4 protein-coding genes are annotated in these 20268 nt (G+C 76.1%); all 4 read left to right on the forward strand.

What is annotated here, in order from left to right:
* Positions 1-19: 19 nt before the first annotated feature.
* From ACH4PY_RS27840 to ACH4PY_RS27855, 4 genes are read left to right on the forward strand one after another with little or no spacing between them, the layout of a single operon-like run.
* Complete coding sequence (locus ACH4PY_RS27840; RefSeq protein WP_398188577.1) at positions 20-10303, forward strand: type I polyketide synthase; 10284 nt, start codon at positions 20-22, stop codon at positions 10301-10303.
* Between the two features lie 24 nt (positions 10304-10327).
* Positions 10328-16813 (forward strand): SDR family NAD(P)-dependent oxidoreductase, encoded by a 6486-nt coding sequence (locus tag ACH4PY_RS27845; RefSeq protein ID WP_398188580.1) that lies wholly within the window; start codon positions 10328-10330, stop codon positions 16811-16813.
* A gap of 51 nt (positions 16814-16864) precedes the next feature.
* Complete coding sequence (locus ACH4PY_RS27850; RefSeq protein ID WP_398188583.1) at positions 16865-19255, forward strand: type I polyketide synthase; 2391 nt, start codon at positions 16865-16867, stop codon at positions 19253-19255.
* Entirely contained in the window at positions 19252-20139 is an 888-nt protein-coding gene (locus ACH4PY_RS27855) for a nuclear transport factor 2 family protein (protein ID WP_398188586.1), read from the forward strand. Before ACH4PY_RS27850 ends, ACH4PY_RS27855 begins: the two co-directional genes overlap by 4 nt.
* Positions 20140-20268: the final 129 nt, after the last annotated feature.

Genomic DNA, 20268 nt, shown 5'->3' on the forward strand with positions numbered 1-20268 from the left:
AGCAGAGGAGAGCCCAGGGATGGCGAAGGACGAGGAGCGGCTGCTCGACCACCTGAAGTGGGTGACGGCCGAACTGCGCGACACCCGCAGGCGGTTGAGCGAGGCCGAGTCCGCCCTGCCCGAGCCGGTCGCGATCGTCGGCATGGCCTGCCGCTTCCCCGGCGGCGTGCAGAGCCCGGACGACCTGTGGAATCTGGTGTCCTCCGGCTCCGAGGGCCTGACCGCCTTCCCCACCGACCGCGGCTGGGACCTGGACTCCCTCTTCGACGCCGACCCGGACCGCCCCGGCACCAGCTACACCCGGCAGGGCGGCTTCCTGCACGGCGCAGCCGGTTTCGACGCCGGCTTCTTCGGCATCTCGCCGCGCGAGGCGCTCGCGATGGACCCGCAGCAGCGGCAGCTGCTCGAAGTCGCCTGGGAGACCTTCGAGCACGCCGGGATCGACCCGCGCGGCCTCGTCGGCAGCGACACGGGCGTCTGGGCCGGGGTGACCTCGCAGGAGTACGTCGTCCTCACCGCCATGGCGCAGAACGAGGTCGAAGGCTATGCCGCCACCGGGAATCTGGGGTGTGTGGTGTCGGGTCGGGTGTCGTATGTGCTGGGTCTTGAGGGTCCTGCGGTGACGGTTGATACGGGGTGTTCGTCGTCGTTGGTGGCGTTGCATTCTGCGGTGGGTGCGTTGCGGGGTGGTGAGTGTTCTTTGGCGTTGGCCGGTGGTGTGACGGTGATGGCGACGCCGGGTGCGTTTGTGGAGTTTTCGCGGCAGCGTGGGTTGGCGGTGGATGGTCGTTGCAAGTCGTTCGGTGCGGGGGCGGATGGTACGGGGTGGGGTGAGGGTGTGGGGTTGGTGTTGTTGGAGCGGTTGTCGGATGCTCGGCGTCGTGGGCATCGGGTGTGGGGTGTGGTGCGGGGTTCTGCGGTCAATCAGGATGGTGCGAGTAATGGGTTGACGGCGCCGAATGGTCCGTCGCAGCAGCGGGTGATTCGGCAGGCGTTGGCGAATGCGCGGTTGTCGGGTGCTGATGTGGATGTGGTGGAGGCGCATGGTACGGGGACGCGGTTGGGTGATCCGATCGAGGCGCAGGCGCTGATCGCGACCTACGGTCAGGGGCGTGCTGCGGAAAGGCCTTTGTGGCTGGGGTCGGTGAAATCCAATATCGGGCACACCCAGGCCGCCGCCGGTATGGCGGGCCTGATCAAAATGGTCATGGCCATGCAGCACGGGGTGATGCCGAGGACGCTGCACGCCGACGAGCCCACCACGGAAGTCGACTGGTCCGGCGGCGCGGTGGAACTCCTCAGCGAACAGCGCGACTGGCCCGGGGAGACCGACCGCCCCCGCCGTGCGGGCATTTCGGCCTTCGGCATCTCCGGCACCAATGTGCACGTCATCCTCGAAGAAGCCCCCGCGCCCGACGCCGAGCCGCAGGGCGCGCCCACCGCCGCGGTCGGCGGGCTGACCCCGTGGGTGGTCTCCGGTGCCTCCGCCGAGGGACTGCGCGCGCAGGCCGCGCGGCTCGCGGACTTCGCCGAAGCGGCGGACCCCGGCGCGGTGGACGTGGGCTGGTCGCTGGTGTCCGGCCGGGCCGTGCTGGACCACCGCGCGGTGGTCGTCGGCGACGATCCCGGCCGACTTCTCGCCGGGCTCAGGTCGTTGGCGGAGGGCGCCCCTTCCGCCTCCGTGGTGGAGGGCGAGCCGCTGCCCGTCGGACCTGGCCCCGTCCTCGTCTTCCCGGGGCAGGGCGGTCAGTGGCGGGGGATGGGCGCCGAACTCCTGGACGTCTCGCCGGTGTTCGCGGCGCGGATCGGTGAGTGCGAGCGGGCGCTCGCGCCGTACGTCGACTGGTCGCTGGAGGGGGTGCTGCGCGGCACCGCCCCTGACGTGGACGTGGACCGGGTGGATGTCGTCCAGCCCGCGCTGTGGGCGGTCATGGTGTCGCTGGCCGCGGTGTGGGAGGCGTACGGGGTGCGTGCGGCGGCCGTCGTCGGCCACTCGCAGGGCGAGATCGCCGCCGCCGTCGTCGCGGGCGCGCTCACCCTCGAAGACGGCGCCCGTATCGTCGCCGTCCGCTCGCGCGCCCTGCGGGCCCTCGCCGGACGCGGCGCCATGGCGTCGCTCGCCCTCGGGCGCGACGCCGCCGAGGCCGTGCTCGCCGACCGGTCCGACGTGGCGGTGGCCGCCGTCAACGGCCCCTCGTCCACCGTCGTCTCGGGCTCCCCCGAGGCAGTAGCGGCCGTCGTGGCACAGGTCGAGGCCGACGGCGGGCGGGCCCGGCTGATCGACGTGGACTACGCCTCGCACGGCCCCCACGTGGACGACATCGCCGCCGAACTCACCGACCTGCTCGGCACGATCACGCCCGCCGCCACGACCGTGGCCTTCTACTCCGCCCTCACCGGCGGCCGGATCGACACCGCCGACCTCGACACCGGCTACTGGGTGCGCAACCTGCGCCACCGCGTCCGCTTCGCCGACGCCGTCGAGGCCGTGCTCGCCGACGGCTACCGGGTGCTGGTCGAGTCGGGTCCGCATCCGGTGCTGAGCACGGGGGTTCAGGAGACGGCCCAGGCACTGGACCTGGCGGTGGCGACGGTCCCGACGCTGCTGCGCGACAAGGGCGGCGCCGAACAACTGCTGCGGGCGCTGGCCCAGGCGTTCACCGCGGGTCTGACCGTGGACTGGAAGGCCTGGTACGGCGCCGCGGCCGACGCCCCCGCCGTGCCCACCGTCGACCTGCCCACGTACGCCTTCCGGCACCAGCCCTACTGGCTCAAGCCCGACAAGTGGCCCGGCGCCCAGGACGACGCGGCCGCGGCGGACGAGGCCTTCTGGAACGCCGTCGAGTCCGGCGACCTCGCCGGGATCGGGGCCGGGCTGGACACCACCGAGGAGAGCACCCGGCAGGCACTGGACACCGCGCTGCCCGTCCTCGCCCAGTGGCGCCGCGGCACCCGCGAGCAGGGCCGGATCGACGGATGGCGCTACGCGGCGGCCTGGTCGGCCGTCGCGGGCCTCGACGCCGCGCCGCGGCTCGCCGGGCGGTGGCTGCTCGTGGCGCCGCGGCGGCTCGCCGCGGACCCCGCCGTCGAGACCGTCACCCGCGCCCTCGACAGCCACGGCGCCACCTGCACCCTGCTGGCCCTCACGCCCGAGGAGCTGGAGCGCGGCGCGCTGACCGACCTGCTGCGCGGCACCCTGCCCGCGGGCACCCCCGTCACCGGCGTGGTCAGCGTGCTGGGCCTCGACGAGGAGCCGCACCCGCGGCACCCGCACCTGGCCGCCGGGCTCGCCGCGACACTCGCGCTCGTCCAGGCGCTGGACGACGCGGACTTCGGCGGGCGGCTGTGGGGCGTGACCCGCGGCGGGGTGTCCGCCGGGGCGGGCGGCGCCGACGTGAGCCCCGCGCAGGCACAGGTGTGGGGGCTCGGCCGGGTCGTGGCGCTGGAGTACCCGCGGCTGTGGGGCGGGCTCGCCGACCTGCCGGACGCGGACGGCGACGCGACGGCCCCGCTGCTGGCCGCCGTACTCGCCCAGGAGGCCGGGGACGGTGAGGACCAGGTCGCGCTGCGCGCGGGCGGCCCGCTGGCCCGGCGGCTGCGCCCGCTGCCCGCGACCGCGCCCGGCCCGGAATGGCGGACCGGCGGCACGGCCCTGGTCACCGGCGGCACCGGCGGGATCGGCGGCCGTGTCGCCCGCTGGCTCGTGGAACGCGGCGCCCGGCACGTCGTCGTGGCCGGCCGGCGCGGCGCCGACGCCCCCGGCAGCCAGGCCCTCACCGCCGAACTCACCGCACTGGGTGCCACGGTGGACATCGCCGCGTGCGACGTCGCCGACCGCGGCCAGGTGGCCGCGCTGCTCGCCCGCGTCCCCGCCGAGCACCCGCTGAGCGCCGTCTTCCACGCGGCGGGCGTCGGCGACTACACCCCCGTACGCGACCTGGACGGCGACCGGCTGGCCCAGGTCGCCGCGGGCAAGTCCGGCGGCGCCCGCTGGCTCGACGAGCTGACCCGCGACCTGGACCTCGACGCCTTCGTGCTCTTCTCCTCCGGCGCCTCCAGCTGGGGCAGCGGCCAGCAGGGCGCCTACGCCGCCGCCAACGCCTACCTCGACGCCCTCGCCGAGCGCCGCCGGGCCGCGGGCCTCCCGGCCCTGTCCGTCGCATGGGGGCCGTGGGGCGAGGCGGGCATGGCGGCCGACGACGCCGTGACCGCCTTCTTCCGCGACCGCGGCCTCACCGCCATGCCGCCCGGCCTCGCCCTGCGCGTGCTCGGCCAGGCCCTCGGCCGCGGCGAGAGCGTGCTCACCGTCGCCGACTTCGACTGGCCGCGCTTCGCCGCGACCTTCGCCGGGCAGCGCGCCAGCCGGCTGCTCGCCGAGATCCCGCAGGCCGCCGAGGCGCCCGAGCAGGCCGGTGACGAGGAGAGCCCGCTGCGCCGCCAGCTGGCCGCCGCGGCGGCGGGGCAGCGGCAGCAGATCCTCGTCCAGCACATCCGCGCGCTGGCCGCCGGGGTGCTCGGACACGCGGGGCCCGACGCGGTGTCCGCGACCTCCCCTTTCTTCGAGCTGGGCTTCGACTCGCTGACGGCCGTCGAGCTGCGCAACAAGCTCGGCACGTCGCTCGGGATGTCCCTGCCGACGACGCTGATCTTCGACCACCCCACCGCGGACACGCTGGCCCGCCACCTGCTCGCGGAGATCTCCGGCGGCGCGGCGCCCACGGGCGTCCCGGCCGCGCTGCCCGCGGCGCCCGCCGGGCTCTCCGACGAGCCGATCGCGATCGTCGGCATGGCCTGCCGCTACCCCGGCGGCGTCAGCAGCCCCGAGGAGCTGTGGGACCTCGTCGCCGAGGGCCGGGACGCGATGACGTCCTTCCCCGCCGACCGCGGCTGGCGCCTGGAGACGCTCTACGACCCCGACCCGGACCGCCCCGGCACCAGCTACGTCCTGGAGGGCGGATTCCTCCCGGACGCGGGCGAGTTCGACGCGGACTTCTTCGGCATCTCACCGCGCGAGGCGGTCGGCATGGACCCGCAGCAGCGGCTGCTGCTGGAGACCGCGTGGGAGACCTTCGAACGCGCCGGCATCGACCACGGCTCGCTGAAGGGCACCGACACCGGCGTCTACGTCGGCGCGACCATCTTCGACTACCTGTCGATCATCGGGCTCTCCAGCGCCGACATGGAGGGCTACACCGGCACCGGGAATCTGGGGTGTGTGGTGTCGGGTCGGGTGTCGTATGTGCTGGGTCTTGAGGGTCCTGCGGTGACGGTTGATACGGGGTGTTCGTCGTCGTTGGTGGCGTTGCATTCTGCGGTGGGTGCGTTGCGGGGTGGTGAGTGTTCTTTGGCGTTGGCCGGTGGTGTGACGGTGATGGCGACGCCGGGTGCGTTTGTGGAGTTTTCGCGGCAGCGTGGGTTGGCGGTGGATGGTCGTTGCAAGTCGTTCGGTGCGGGGGCGGATGGTACGGGGTGGGGTGAGGGTGTGGGGTTGGTGTTGTTGGAGCGGTTGTCGGATGCTCGGCGTCGTGGGCATCGGGTGTGGGGTGTGGTGCGGGGTTCTGCGATTAATCAGGATGGTGCGAGTAATGGGTTGACGGCGCCGAATGGTCCGTCGCAGCAGCGGGTGATTCGGCAGGCGTTGGCGAATGCGCGGTTGTCGGGTGCTGATGTGGATGTGGTGGAGGCGCATGGTACGGGGACGCGGTTGGGTGATCCGATCGAGGCGCAGGCGCTGATCGCCACATACGGTCAGGGGCGTGCTGCGGAAAAGCCTCTGTGGCTGGGGTCGGTGAAATCCAATATCGGTCACACCCAGGCCGCGGCCGGTATGGCGGGCCTGATCAAAATGGTCATGGCCATGCAGCACGGCGTCCTCCCCGCGAGCCTGCACATCGACGCGCCGACCCCGCACGTCGACTGGAGCAGCGGTTCCGTCGAGCTGCTGACCCGCGCCGTGGAGTGGCCCGAGGACGTGGACCGGCCGCGCCGCGCGGGCATCTCCGCCTTCGGCATCTCCGGCACCAACGCCCATGTCATCGTCGAGGCCGCACCGCCCGAGCCCGCGGACGGACCGGAGGCGGACCAGCCGGTGTTCACGGCCGCCGCGCCGCTCGGCGGCGCGCTGCCGTGGGTGGTCTCCGCCGCCTCGCCCGCCGCGCTGCGCGCGCAGGCCGCGCGGCTGGCGGACTTCGCCGAAGCGGCGGGGCCCGGGGCGGTGGACGTTGGCTGGTCGCTGGTGTCCGGCCGGGCCGTGCTGGAGCACCGTGCCGTGGTCGTCGGCGAGGACGCCGGCCAACTGCTCGCGGGACTGCGGGCCTTGGCCGAGGACGAGCCGTCCGGCGCGGTGGTGGGCGGCGAACCGGTGGCGGGCAGCGCGGGCGCGGTGCTCGTCTTCCCGGGGCAGGGCGGTCAGTGGCGGGGGATGGGCGCCGAACTCCTGGACGTCTCGCCGGTGTTCGCGGCGCGGATCGGTGAGTGCGAGCGGGCGCTCGCGCCGTACGTCGACTGGTCGCTGGAGGGGGTGCTGCGCGGCACCGCCCCTGACGTGGACGTGGACCGGGTGGATGTCGTCCAGCCCGCGCTGTGGGCGGTCATGGTGTCGCTGGCCGCGGTGTGGGAGGCGTACGGGGTGCGTGCGGCGGCCGTCGTCGGTCACTCGCAGGGCGAGATCGCCGCCGCCGTCGTCGCGGGCGCGCTCACCCTCGAAGACGGCGCCCGTGTCGTGGCGGTCAGGGCCCAGGCGCTGCGGGCCCTCGCCGGACGCGGCGCGATGGCCTCGCTCGGCGTCGGGCCCGACGCGGCCGAGGCGCTGCTCGCCGACCGGCCCGGCGTGGTGGTCGCCGCCGTCAACGGCCCGTCCTCCACGGTCGTTTCGGGCCCGCCGGAGGAGGTCGCCCAGGTCGTCGCCCAGGTCGAGGCGGACGGCGTACGGGCCCGGCTCGTCGATGTGGACTACGCCTCGCACAGCCCGCACGTGGACGAGATCGCCGCCGAGCTGCTCACCCGGCTCGACGGGATCGCCCCGGTGGACACCGCTACCGCCTTCTACTCCTCCCTCACCGGCCGACAGGTGGACCCGGCGACGCTGGACGCGCGGTACTGGGTGGAGAACCTGCGCCACCGGGTCGAATTCGCGCAGGCCGTCGAGGCCGTGCTCGCCGACGGCTACCGGGTGCTGGTCGAGTCGGGTCCGCATCCGGTGCTGAGCACGGGGGTTCAGGAGACGGCCCAGGCACTGGATCTCGCGGTGGCGACGGTCCCGACGCTGCTGCGCGACAAGGGCGGCGCCGAACAACTGCTGCGGGCGCTGGCCCAGGCGTTCACCGCGGGTCTGACCGTGGACTGGAAGGCCTGGTACGGCGCCCCGGCCGGCGCCCCCGCCGTGCCCACCGTCGACCTGCCCACGTACGCCTTCCAGCGGCGGCACTACTGGATCGACCCCGCCACGCTCGACGGGCCCGGCGACGCCCGCGGCTTCGGCCTCACCGCCGCCGCGCACCCGCTGCTGGACGCCGCCGTCCACCTCGCCGGGAGCGACGAGATCCTGCTCACCGGCCGGATCGCGCTCGACGCCCACCCCTGGATCGCCGACCATGCGGTGGCCGGGTCCGTCCTGCTGCCCGGCACGGCCTTCGTCGACCTCGCGGTGCGCGCGGGCGACGAGGCGGGCTGCGACCAGGTCGAGGAACTCGTCCTGGAGACCCCGCTGATCCTCCCCGAGGACGGCGCCGTACGGCTCCAGCTCGCCGTCTCCGCGCCCGCCCCGGACGGAAGGCGCACCTTCACCGTCCACTCCCGGCCCGACACCAGCGGCGGCCCCGGCGGCGACGACCCCTGGACGCGGCACGCCAGCGGCACTCTCGCCACCGGCGCCCGCCCGGACGGCTTCGACTTCACGCAGTGGCCCCCGCCCGGGGCCGAAGCACTCCCGCTCGACGGCCTGCACGCCGGGCTCGCCGCCGCGGGATACGGCTACGGTCCCGCCTTCCGCGGCCTCAAGGCCGCCTGGCGGCGCGGCGACGAGGTCTTCGCCGAGGCCGCGCTCGACGCCGAACTCCAGGCCGGTGCCGCCGACTTCGGCCTGCACCCGGCCCTGCTGGACGCCGCGCTCCAGGCCGGTGGCATCGGCCGCGGCAGCACACCGGAAGGGCAGATGCTGCTGCCCTTCACCTGGAACGGCGTCACCCTGCACGCGGCGGGCGCGAGCGCCCTGCGGGTGCGCATGGTCCCGCTCGCCGACGGGGTCGCGCTCGGCGCCGCCGACGGTACGGGCCGGCCCGTCGCCACCGCCGAGGCCGTCCGGTCCCGCCCGGTGGCCCTGGACCAGCTGCGTCCCGCGAACGCCGGGCCCGACGGCCTCTACCGCGTCGAATGGACCCCCGCCACCGCCCGGGACGGCGTACTCGCCACCGCCCTGTGCGAGGTGCTGGGCGCCGACGGCCTCGGCCTGGCGCAGGCCCTGGAGACCGCGGGCCACGGCGAGTCCGCCCCCGGCGACGACCGGCACGGCGCCGCGGAAGACCGCGAGCGCGTCCAGGTGCTGCCCGTCGCGCCCCTGCCCGGCGCGGGTCTCGACGACCCCGCGGGGCTCGCCGCCGCCGTGCACGCCGAGACCGTACGGCTGCTGGGCCTGCTCCAGCAGTGGCTCGGCGACGAGCGCAACGCGGGCGCGCGGCTCGCCCTGGTGACGCGCGGCGCGCAGTCCACGGGGGCCGAACGCGTCGCCGACCTCGCGCACTCGGCGCTGTGGGGTCTCACGCGCTCCGCCCAGCTGGAGAACATCGACCGGCTCGTCCTCGTCGACCTCGACCCCGCCGACCCCGACGCGGCCCGCTCGCTGCCCGGCGCCCTGGCACTCGCCCTCGGCGCGGGCGAGCCGCAGGTCGTCGTACGCAACGGCGAACTCCTCGTCCCGCGGCTCGCCCCGGCGGGCGCGGCCCCAGGCGACGCGGCAACCCCGCCCCTCGACCCCGAGGGCACCGTCCTGGTCACCGGCGGCACCGGCACCATCGGCGCCCTCGTCGCCCGGCACCTGGTCACCGCCCACGGGGTCCGGCACCTGCTGCTCACCAGCAGGCAGGGCCCGCAGGCCCCCGGCGCCGACGCGCTGCGCGGTGAACTGGCCGCCCTGGGCGCCCAGGTGACCGTCGCCGCCTGCGACGTCGCCGACCGGGAAGCGCTCGCCGCGCTCCTCGCCGCGGTACCCGGGGAGCACCCGCTCACCGGTGTCGTGCACGCCGCCGGGGCGACCGACGACGGCACGCTTCCCTCGCTCACCCCGGACAAGGTGCACACCGTGCTGCGGCCCAAGGCCGACGCGGCGCTCAACCTGCACGAACTGACGCAGTATCAGAATCTTGCGGCCTTCGTGCTGTTCTCCTCCACCGGAGGGGTCGCGGGTGTCGCGGGCCAGGCCAACTACGCCGCCGCCAACGCCTTCCTCGACGCCCTCGCGCAGGACCGCCGGGCGGCCGGACTGCCCGGACAGTCGCTGGGCTGGGGCCACTGGGAGCAGAGCAGCGGCATCACGGGCGCGCTGGCCGACCAGGACATCGCCCGCATGGAGCGCTCCGGCATCCGCGCGATGAGCTCCGAACAGGGCCTGGCCCTGCTCGACGCGGCGTCCCTGCACCCCGACGCGCTGCTGGTGCCCGCCCGGCTGGACCTGGGCGCGCTGCGCGAACTGGCCGCCTCGGGCGTCCTGCCGCGCATCCTCGGCGGCCTGGTCCGTACCCGCCCGGCCGCCCGCCGCACCAGTACGGCCGAGGCGGCGGACCCGGCGCCGCTGGCCGAGCGGCTGGCCGGACTGGCGCCCGCCGAGCGGGCCCGCACCCTGCTGGAGCTGGTCCGCCGCAACGTCGCGGCCGTGCTCGGGCTCGGGGACGTCCTCGCGGTCGACCCGGCCCGCCCGTTCAAGGAGATCGGCTTCGACTCGCTGACCGCGGTCGAGCTGCGCAACCGGCTCAGCCGCAGTACCGGCGTCACCCTGCCGGCCACGCTCGTCTTCGACATCCCCACCCCCGCGCTGCTCGCCGACCACCTGCGCGACCGCCTCGCCCTCGGGGAGGCGACCGGACCCGACGCGCTGCTGCGCGAGCTGGACCGGCTGGAGAGCCAGGTGGACCGGCTCGCCGGGGACGAGGAGCGCGACGCGGTCACCGCCCGGCTCGAAGCGCTGCTGGCGCGCTGCCGCCCCGGCACGGAGGCGGCCGCCGCGGACGGCGAGGGCGTCGTCGAACAGCTCCAGGCGGCCTCGGCCGACGAAGTCCTGCAATTCATCGACTCCCACCTGAGCACGTCCTGAAACAGGACCTGAAAGAGGACCGTCATGGCGAATCAGGAACAGCTGGTCGATTACCTCAAACGGGTGGCCGCGGACCTGCACACCGCGCAGCAGAAGCTGCGCGACCGCGAGGCGCGCGACAGCGAGCCGATCGCGATCGTGGGCATGGCGTGCCGCTACCCCGGCGGGGCCGACACACCGGAGGCCCTGTGGGAGCTGGTGGCCGCCGAACGCGACGTCATCTCGGCGATCCCCGACGACCGCGGCTGGGACCACAGCCGTTTCAACGACTCGGGCGAGACCGGCACGAGCTATGTGCGCGAGGGCGGCTTCCTGGACGCCATCGCGGACTTCGACGCCGACTTCTTCGACATCAACCCGCGCGAGGCGCTCGCGATGGACCCGCAGCAGCGGCTGCTGCTGGAGACCGCGTGGGAGGCCGTCGAGCGCGCCGGGATCGACCTGACCTCGCTGCGCGGCTCGCGCACCGGCGTCTTCGTCGGCGGCAGCACCGTCTACTACGGGGGGACCGGCGCGCACGCCCCCGAGGAGCTGGCCGGATACCTCGCCACGGGCCTGGCCGCCAGCTCCATGTCGGGCCGCATCTCCTACACCTTCGGCTTCGAGGGCCCGTCCTTCACCGTGGACACCGCCTGCTCGTCGTCGCTGGTCGCCCTGCACCTGGCGGTGCAGGCGCTGCGCCGCGGCGACTGCCCGCTGGCGCTCGCGGCGGGCGTGGCGATGATGCCGACGCCCGGCACGTTCCTGGAGTTCAGCAAGCTCAAGGGCCTCGCGGGCGACGGCCGCTGCAAGGCCTTCGCCGACGCGGCCGACGGCTTCGGCCCCTCCGAGGGCGTCGGCACCGTGCTGGTCGAGCGGCTGGCGGACGCCCAGCGCCTCGGCCACCCCGTCCTCGCCGTCGTCCGCGGCTCCGCGATCAACCAGGACGGCGCCTCCAACGGCCTCACCGCGCCGCACGGCCCCGCCCAGGAACGCGTCATCCGGCAGGCCCTCGCCGACGCCCGGCTCTCCCCGCGCGACATCGACGTCGTCGAGGGCCACGGCACCGGCACCTCGCTCGGCGACCCCATCGAGGCGCAGGCGCTGATCGCCGCGTACGGGGGGCGGCGGGACGAGGGCGCCGAGCCGCTGTGGCTGGGGTCGGTCAAGTCCAACATCGGGCACACCCAGGCCGCCGCGGGCATGGCGGGCCTCATCAAGATGGTGTTCGCGCTGCGGCACGGGCTGCTGCCGCGCACCCTGCACGTGTCCGACCCCACGCACCAGGTCGACTGGTCGCAGGGCAGCGTACGGGTGCTGTCCGAGGCCCGGCCCTGGCCCGACGCCGGGCGCCCGCGCCGGGCGGGCGTGTCCTCCTTCGGCATGAGCGGCACCAACACGCACGTCGTCGTCGAACAGGCCCCGCCGGCCGAGCCCGCCGCACCCGCGAAGGCACCCGAGGCCACCGGGCCGGCCGCGGTGCCCTGGCTGGTGTCCGGCAGGGGCGAGGCGGCGCTGCGCGCCCAGGCCGCCCGGCTGCGGGAGTTCCTGGCCGCGCGCCCCGACGCCGATCCCGCCGGGGTCGGCTACGGGCTCGCGTGCACGCGGGCCGCGCAGTCGCACCGCGCCGCCGTCGTCGCCGCCGACCGCGACACCCTGCTCGCCGGGCTCGGCTCGATCGCCGCGGGGGCGCCCGGCGGGCGCGTCGTCACCGGGGTGCCCGGCACCGGGGCGACGGTCTTCGTCTTCCCCGGCCAGGGCTCGCAGTGGGCGGGCATGGCCCTCGAACTCGCCGCCGCCTCCCCGGTCTTCGCCGGGCACTTCCGCACCTGCTGCGCGGCGGTCGAGCGCTTCGCCGACTACAGCGTGGAGGCGGTGCTGCGCGGCGACCCGGACGCGCCCTCCCTCGAACGTGTGGACGTCGTGCAGCCCGTCCTGTGGGCGGTCATGGTCGCGCTCGCCGAGCTGTGGCGCTCCTACGGCGTGGAGCCCGCCGCCGTGGTCGGCCACTCGCAGGGCGAGATCGCCGCCGCCTGTGTCGCGGGCATCCTCGGCGTGGAGGACGCCGCGCGCGTCGTCGTCCTGCGCTCCCGGGCGCTGCCGGAGCTGTCCGGCCGCGGCGGCATGGCGTCGGTGCCGCGTCCCGTCGCGGAGGTCACCGAGCACCTGGAGCGCTGGTCCGGGAGGCTGTCCGTCGCCGCCGTCAACGGCCCCTCCTCCACGGTCGTGTCGGGCGACGCGGACGCGCTGGACGAACTGCTCGACGGCTACGCGGCCGACGACGTGCGCGCCAAGCGCATCCCCGTCGACTACGCCTCGCACTCCCCGCACGTCGACGCGCTGCGCGACCGGCTGCTGCGGGACCTCGCGGACGTCCGGCCGCGGCCCGGGACCGTACCGCTGTACTCCACGGTGACCGGCGAACCCGCCGACGGCACCGCCATGGACGCCCGCTACTGGTACACCAACCTGCGCGAGCAGGTCCGCTTCGAGCAGGTCACCCGGGCGCTGCTGGCCGACGGGCACAGCACCTTCGTCGAGTGCAGCCCGCACCCCGTGCTCACCGTCGGCATGCAGGAGACGATGGACCAGGCGGGCGTGCACGCCGCGGCAATCGGCACGCTGCGCCGCAACGAAGGCGGCTGGGACCGCTTCCTGACCGCGCTCGCGCAGGGCCACGCGCACGGCGCGCCCGTCGACTGGCGGCAGGTCTTCCCCGCCGGGACCCGGCCCGCCGAGCTGCCCACGTACGCCTTCCAGCGCCGCCGCTACTGGCTGGACGCCACCGGCACCTCCGCCGGCGACCCGGACGGCCTCGGGCTCGCCCCGGCCGCCCACCCGCTGCTGGGCGCCGTCACCGTGCTGGCCGAGGGCGAGCAGGTCGTCCTCACCGGGCGGCTCGGCCTGGACACCCACCCCTGGCTCGCCGACCACGCGGTGGCCGGCGCGGTGCTCGTGCCCGGCGCGGTCTTCGTGGAGCTGGCGGTACGGGCCGGGGACGAGGTCGGCTGCGGCCACCTGGAGGAACTGGTCCTGGCCAGCCCGCTCGTGCTGCCCGCCGAGGGCGCCGCGCACCTCCAGCTCGTGGTGGCCGCCCCCGACCGGGAGGGCCGCCGCACGCTGAGCGTCTACGCGCGCCCGGCAGGCTCCGACCGGCCCTGGGTGCCGCACGCCACCGGCGTCCTCGCCGCCGGACCCGGCCCCGCCGCACCCGGCCCCGACCGCTGGCCGCCGGAGGGCGCCGAGGCGGTGCCGGTGGAGGGCGCCTACGACCAGCTCGCCGCGGCCGGTTACCGCTACGGGCCGAGCTTCCGCGGGCTCAAGGCCGCCTGGCGGCGCGGCGACGAGGTCTTCGCCGAGGTCGCGCTGCCCGACGAGCAGCGCCGCCAGGCCGCCGAGTTCGGCATCCACCCCGCCCTGCTGGACGGCGCCCTGCACGCCACCGGGCTCAGCGCGCTGCGCGGCGGCAGCACCCGTATGGCGCTCCCCTTCGCCTGGAACGGCGTCACGCTCGCCGCGTCCGGCGCCGAGATGCTCCGGGTCCGGCTCGCGCCCGCGGGTGACGACGGCCTGTCCGTGCACGCCTTCGACGCCGCGGGCCGCCCCGTGGTCGCGATCGGGTCGCTCGTCACCCGGCCCGTCGACGCCGCCGCGCTGTCCGCGGCCGGGGACGGCGCCGAGGACGTGCTGCTGCGCGTCACCTACCCGCCGCTGACCGGCGACGGCACCGGGGAGAGCACCGCGGCCTGGGTCGCGGTCGCCGCCGACGGCTCGCCGCTGTGCCCCGAACTGCCCCGCCACCGCGACCTCGACGCGCTCGCCGCCGCCCTGGACGGCGGACTGCCCGCCCCGCCCGTCGCGCTGCTGGTGTGCGACCCGCAGGACGCCGACGGCCCCGGCCTGCCCGGCACCGTGCACCGGCGGCTGGCCGCCGTGCTCGCCGCGGTGCAGCGCTGGCTCGCCGACGAGCGCTTCGCGGCCACCCGGCTCGCCGTCACCACCCGCGGCGCGGTCGCCGCCCTCGACGGCGAGGACGTCACCGACCTCGCCCACGCGGGCGTGTGGGGCCTGATCCGCTCCGCGCAGTCCGAACACCCCGACCGGCTCGTCCTGCTGGACCTGGACGGCCCGCGGCTCCCCGGGGCGGTGGCCGCCGCCGTGGCCGCGGGGGAGCGGCAGGTCGTCGTACGGGACGGCACCGTACGCGTCTGCCGTGTCGTCCCCGGCGAGGGCTCCGGCCTGGCCCTGCCCGACGCCCCCGGCTACCGGCTCGCCGCCGGGGCGGGCGGCACCCTGGACGCGCTGGAACTGGTCGCCGAGGCCGAGCCCGCGCCGCTGGGCCCCGGCGAGGTGCGGATCCGGGTCGGCGCGGCGGGCGTCAACTTCCGCGACGCCCTCATCGCGCTGGGCATGTACCCCGGCGACGCCGCCCTGCGCGGCAGCGAGGGCGCGGGCACCGTCGTCGAGACCGCGCCCGGCGTCACCTCCCCGGCGGTCGGGGAGCGCGTGATGGGCCTCTTCCAGGGCGCGTTCGGCTCGACCGCGGTCGCCGACGCGCGCGGCCTGGTCCCCGTACCCGAGGACTGGACCGACCGGCGGGCTGCCGCGGTGCCCATCGCGTACGTCACCGCGTGGCACGGGCTGCGCGGCCTCGCCGGACTCGGGAAGGGCGAGCGCGTGCTCGTCCACGCCGCGACCGGCGGGGTCGGCACCGCCGCCGTGCACATCGCCCGCCACCTGGGCGCCGAGGTGTACGCGACCGCCGGGCCCGGCAAGCAGCACGTCCTGGCGGCCATGGGCGTCGACGCCGACCACCGCGCGTCCTCCCGCGACCTGGACTTCGAGGCCGCCTTCCGGGACGCCACCGGGGGCCGCGGCGTGGACGTCGTCCTCAACAGCCTGACCGGCGCCGCCACCGACGCCTCGCTGCGGCTGCTCGCGCCGGGCGGCCGCTTCGTCGAGATGGGCCTGACCGACGTCCGCGACCCGGCACGGCTCGCCGCCGACCACCCGGGCGTGGACTACCGCGTCCTGGACCTCGGCGCGCCCGGCCCGGACGGCACGGGGCGGATGCTCGCCGAGATCGTGGACCTGCTCCGCAGCGGCGAACTGGCCCACCCGCCCGTGCGCGCCCACGACATCCGCCGGGCCCGCGAGGCCCTGCGGGCCATGAGCCGGGCCGCGCACATCGGCAAGCTCGTGCTGACCCTCCCGCGCCCCCTCGACCCCGACGGCACCGTCCTGGTCACGGGCGGCACCGGTACGCTGGGCGCCCTCGTGGCCCGCCACCTGGTCACCGCCCACGGCGTGCGGCACCTGCTCCTGACGAGCCGGCAGGGCGCCCAGGCACCCGGCGCCGACGCGCTGCGCGACGAACTCGCCGCCCTCGGCGCCGAGGCGACCCTCACCGCCTGCGACGCCGGGGACCGGGACGCGCTGCGCGACCTGCTCGCGTCCGTGCCCGCCGCGCACCCGCTGACAGGCGTCGTGCACTGCGCGGGCGTCCTCGACGACGGCATGCTCGACACGCTCACCCCGGACCGGCTCGCCGCGGTGCTGCGACCCAAGGCGGACGCGGCCTGGCATCTGCACGAGCTGACCCGGGACACGGACCTGGCCCTCTTCGTCCTCTTCTCCTCCGTCGTCGGCGTCCACGGCAACCCCTCGCAGGCCAACTACGCCGCCGCCAGCAGCTTCCTGGACGCGCTGGCCCGGCACCGGCAGGCCGTCGGGCTCCCCGGCCAGTCGCTGGCCTGGGGCATGTGGGAGCAGACCAGCACCCTCACCGGCGAGCTGGACGAAGGCATGCGGCAGCGCATCCGGCAGGCCGGCATGCTCCCGCTGCCCACCGGCCGGGCGCTCGCCCTGCTCGACCGGGCGCACGCCCGCGGTGACGCGCTGCTGGTGCCGATGCGGCGCCCGGCGGAGGCCTCGGCCCCCGCCGCGAGCCGCGCCAGGACCCGGCGCGTCGCCGACAGCGGCGCGGCCGCCGCCGCGGGGCCGGTCCTGGCCGAGCAGGTGGCCGCCCTGCCCGAGGAGGAGCGCGAGGGCGCGGTGCTGGAGGCGGTGTGCGCGCACATGGCCGCCGTACTCGGCCACGACTCGGCCGACGAGATCCACACCGAACGCACCTTCAAGGAACTGGGCTTCGACTCGCTCACCGCCGTCGAACTGCGCAACCGGCTCTCCGCCGCGACCGGCCTGCGGCTGCCGGCCACCCTCGTCTTCGACTTCCCGCACCCCGTCGCCCTCGCCCGCCACCTGCGCGAGCAGATCGCCGCGACCGCCCCCGCCGCGCCGCAGGCCCCGCGGCCCGAGGCGGCGGACGACGCCACCGAACGCCGGGTACGGGAGCTGCTGGCGGCCGTACCGCTGCGCCGGCTGGAGGAGTCGGGGCTGCTGGACGCCCTGCTGCGGCTCGGCGACGCCGACGAACCGGCCGCCGCGGAGCCCGCCGGGAGCGGCGACGACCTCGCCGGGATGGACCTGGACCAGCTGGTGGACATGGCCCTGCGCAACGGCGGCTCCTGACATGGCCCGCCGCACCCCGCACGCCCAGCTCCCCGCCCGCGGAAGGACACCATGACCGAGCCGGACAGCAAGGTCGTCGCCGCGCTGCGCGCCGCGCTGGGAGAGGCCGAGCGGCTGCGCCGGGAGAACGCCGACCTGCGCGCCGCCGCCCGCGAGCCGATCGCCGTCACCGCGATGGCCTGCCGCTACCCCGGCGGCGTCGCCTCTCCCGAGGACCTGTGGGAGCTGGTGACGGCGGAACGCGACGCCGTCGGACCCTTCCCCCGCGACCGCGGCTGGGACCTCGACGCGCTCACCGGCCCCCGCGCCCACCCCGCCGTCCGCAGCGGCGTCGCCGAAGGGGGCTTCCTCACGGACGCCGCCGCCTTCGACCCGGCGCCCTTCCGGATGTCCCCCGGCGAGGCCTCGGTGACCGACCCGCAGCAGCGGCTGCTGCTGGAGACCTCGTGGGAGGCCTTCGAACGGGCCGGGATCGACCCGCTGTCGGTGTCCGGCCGCGACATCGGCGTCTTCATGGCCACCACCGGCCAGGACTACACCGACAACCTGGTGGACGTCCCCGACGAACTCCTCGAAGCCACCGGATCCGGCAGCACCGCCGCCGTCCTCTCCGGCCGCGTCGCCTACGCCTTCGGCCTCGAAGGCCCCACCGCCACCCTGGACACCGCGTGCTCCGGCTCGCTCGTCGCACTGCACCTGGCCTGCCAGGCGCTGCGCTCCGGCGAGTGCTCCATGGCCCTCGCCGGCGGCGTCGCCGTCATGTCCAGCCCCAACCGCTTCGTCGGTTCCGGACGCGGCATCGGGCTCGCCGTCGCGACCCGCTGCCGCTCCTTCGCCGACGGGGCCGCCGGCATCGCCTTCGCCGAGGGCGCGGGCGTGCTGCTGGTGGAGCGGCTGTCCACCGCCCGCGCGCACGGCCGCCCCGTGCTCGCCGTGGTGCGCGGCGGCGCGATCGGCCAGGAGGGTGCCAAGGGCGGCCTCAACGCCCCCCACGGCGCAGCCCAGCAGCGCCTGATCCGGCGGGCGCTGGACGCGGCCGGGCTGCGGCCGCACGAGATCGACGTCGTGGAGGGCCAGGGCGCGGGCGGCGTGCTCGGCGACGCCGTCGAGGCGCAGGCGCTGGCCGCCGTCTACCGCGAGGGCCGCCCCGACGACCGGCCGCTGCTGCTCGGCTCGGTCAAGTCCAACATCGGCCACAGCCAGGCCGCGAGCGGCATGGCCGGCATCGTCAAGACCGTGCAGGCGATGCGGCACGGCCTCGTCCCGCGCACCCTGCACTCCGAGACGCCCTCCCCGCACATCGCCTGGGAGCAGGGCCGCCTCCGGCTGGCGACCGCCACCGTCCCCTGGCCCGGCACCGGCCGCCCGCGCCGCGCCGGGGTGTCCTCCTTCGGCTTCGGCGGCACCGATGCGCACATCCTGCTGGAGCAGGCACCGCCGCCGCCCGGCCCCGTCGCCGAGCCCCCGCGAGGAGCCGCGGGCGGTGTGCTGCTCTGCCCCGTCTCCGGCTGCGACGCGGACGCGCTGCGCGCGCAGGCCGCCCGGCTGCTCGCACACGTCGCCGAACGTCCCGCGCTGCGCCCGGCCGACGTCGCGCTGTCCGCGGCCACCACCCGCGCCGCCCTCGACCACCGCGCGGTCGTCGCCGCCACCACCCGCGACGAACTCCTCGAAGGCCTGCGGGCGCTCGCCGAGGACCGGCCCGCGCCGCACACCGTACGGGGCGCGGCCGGACGCCGCCGCCACCTCGTGCTGCTGCTCACGCCCGGCCCCGGTGCGCCCGGCGGCGGCAAGGAACTGTACGACGCCTTCCCGCAGTTCGCCGCCGCCTACGACGCGGCCCGCGCCGGGCTCGGCGCCACCGGCACGGAAGACCCGGCCGGACTGCCCGGCCCGTTGCGGGAGTTCGCGCTGCACGCCGGGCTGCACCGGCTCTTCGCGTCCTGGGGCGTGACACCGCGCGCCGTCCGCGGACACGGCACCGGCCGCCTCGCCGCCGAGCACCTCGGCGGACGGCTCCCGCTGCCGCAGGCCCGCGAGGCGCTCGCGTCCACCGAACCGCCTTTCTCGGCCGCGGACTTCGCGGAGGCGGTCGGCGCCCTGGCCCGGGAGGGCACCGTCTTCCTGGAGCTGGGCGGCCACGAGACGTCCGGCCTGCTGCGTGCCGCGGGCCGCACCGCGGTCGCCGCCCTGCGCCCCGGCGCCACGGAACCGGCCGCGGCGCTCGCCGCCCTGGCCGAGGTCTACGTCCGGGGCCACGCCGTCGACTGGCCCGCCGTCTTCGCCGGAAGCGGCGCCCTCCGCGTGGACCTCCCCACGTACGCCTTCCGCCGCACCCGCTACTGGCGCGCCGCCTACCGCCCGGACCTCAGCCGTATCGGCCCCGCGCCGGACACGGCGCCCGGCCCCGTACCCGACAGCGAGCAGAGGAGGGCCCGGTGACGGGGGAGCGTGCGCGCAAGAAGGCCGCCCGTGAGCACAGCAGGCTGGTCGGGGCAGGTGACGTCGACGGGCTGCTCGGCCTCTACGCGCCGGACGCCGTCTTCGAGGACCCGGTCGGGTCCGGTGCCCGGCAGGGGCACGAGGCGCTGCGGGCGCACTTCACGGCCGCCGTCGAGGGGCGCCCCGCGGAGAGCGTCGAGGACACCGTCGCCGGGCAGGACGGAGTGCACGTCCTGTCCCGGATCACCTCGGTCTGCGACTACCGCCCGCACGGCCCGCGTTACGCCGCCCGCGGCTGGCTGGCACCGCCGCTGGGCGCCGAACCGGCCTTCCTGCGCCGCCACTACGCGCTCCAGCTGCGGGTCGGGCCGTCCGGTCTGATCGAGGACATGCGCGCGTACTGGGGCCGTCCAGACCTCGAAGTCTCCGCGGACGGCGCCAACTTCACCGGCCTGGCCGTGCTGTCGCCGCGCGAGGAGGCGCTGCGCCGGCTGCCCGAGACGTACCTGACCCGGCTGACGGGCGGCGACGTGGAGGGCACCGTCGCGCTCTTCGCCGAGGACGTCGTCTTCGAGGACCCCGTCGGGGGCATCCTGCTGCGCGGCAAGGACGCCCTGCGCGAACACGTCTTCCGCGGCTCGGCGGGCAAGGTGCACGAGGTCCTGGGCCGTCCGGTGTCCTCGATGGACGGGCGCTTCGTCGTCATCCGCGGCGACGCGCACGTCCTCGTACCCGCGAAGATGCGGATGCGCATGATCACCGTGTGCGAGATCGACGACGCCGGGTTCGGCGTGCACATCCGCGGCTACTGGGGCCTCGGCGATCTCACCATGGAGCCCGCCCCGCCCCGGACCGCCCCAGAACCCGCGGAAAGGCCCGCTTAAGTGCCCGGGGACACCCTCGTGAGGGCGGCCCGGCCGCGCCGGGCCACCCCTGCGCGAGGACACCGGACCACCGAGGAACCGCGCGTACCCGCAGGACCGAGAGCCACCACCGGAGATCGCGCTGCGAAG

Origin of the sequence: Streptomyces sp. NPDC021224, from assembly GCF_044332905.1 — a bacterium.
GTDB lineage: Bacteria > Actinomycetota > Actinomycetes > Streptomycetales > Streptomycetaceae > Actinacidiphila.

Excerpts from the sequence above, each read along its gene's own strand:
- ACH4PY_RS27845 (WP_398188580.1), top strand. The coding sequence starts at position 10,328 with ATGGCGAATCAGGAACAGCTGGTCGATTACCTCAAACGGGTGGCCGCG.
- ACH4PY_RS27840 (WP_398188577.1), top strand. The coding sequence starts at position 20 with ATGGCGAAGGACGAGGAGCGGCTGCTCGACCACCTGAAGTGGGTGACG.
- ACH4PY_RS27850 (WP_398188583.1), top strand. The coding sequence starts at position 16,865 with ATGACCGAGCCGGACAGCAAGGTCGTCGCCGCGCTGCGCGCCGCGCTG.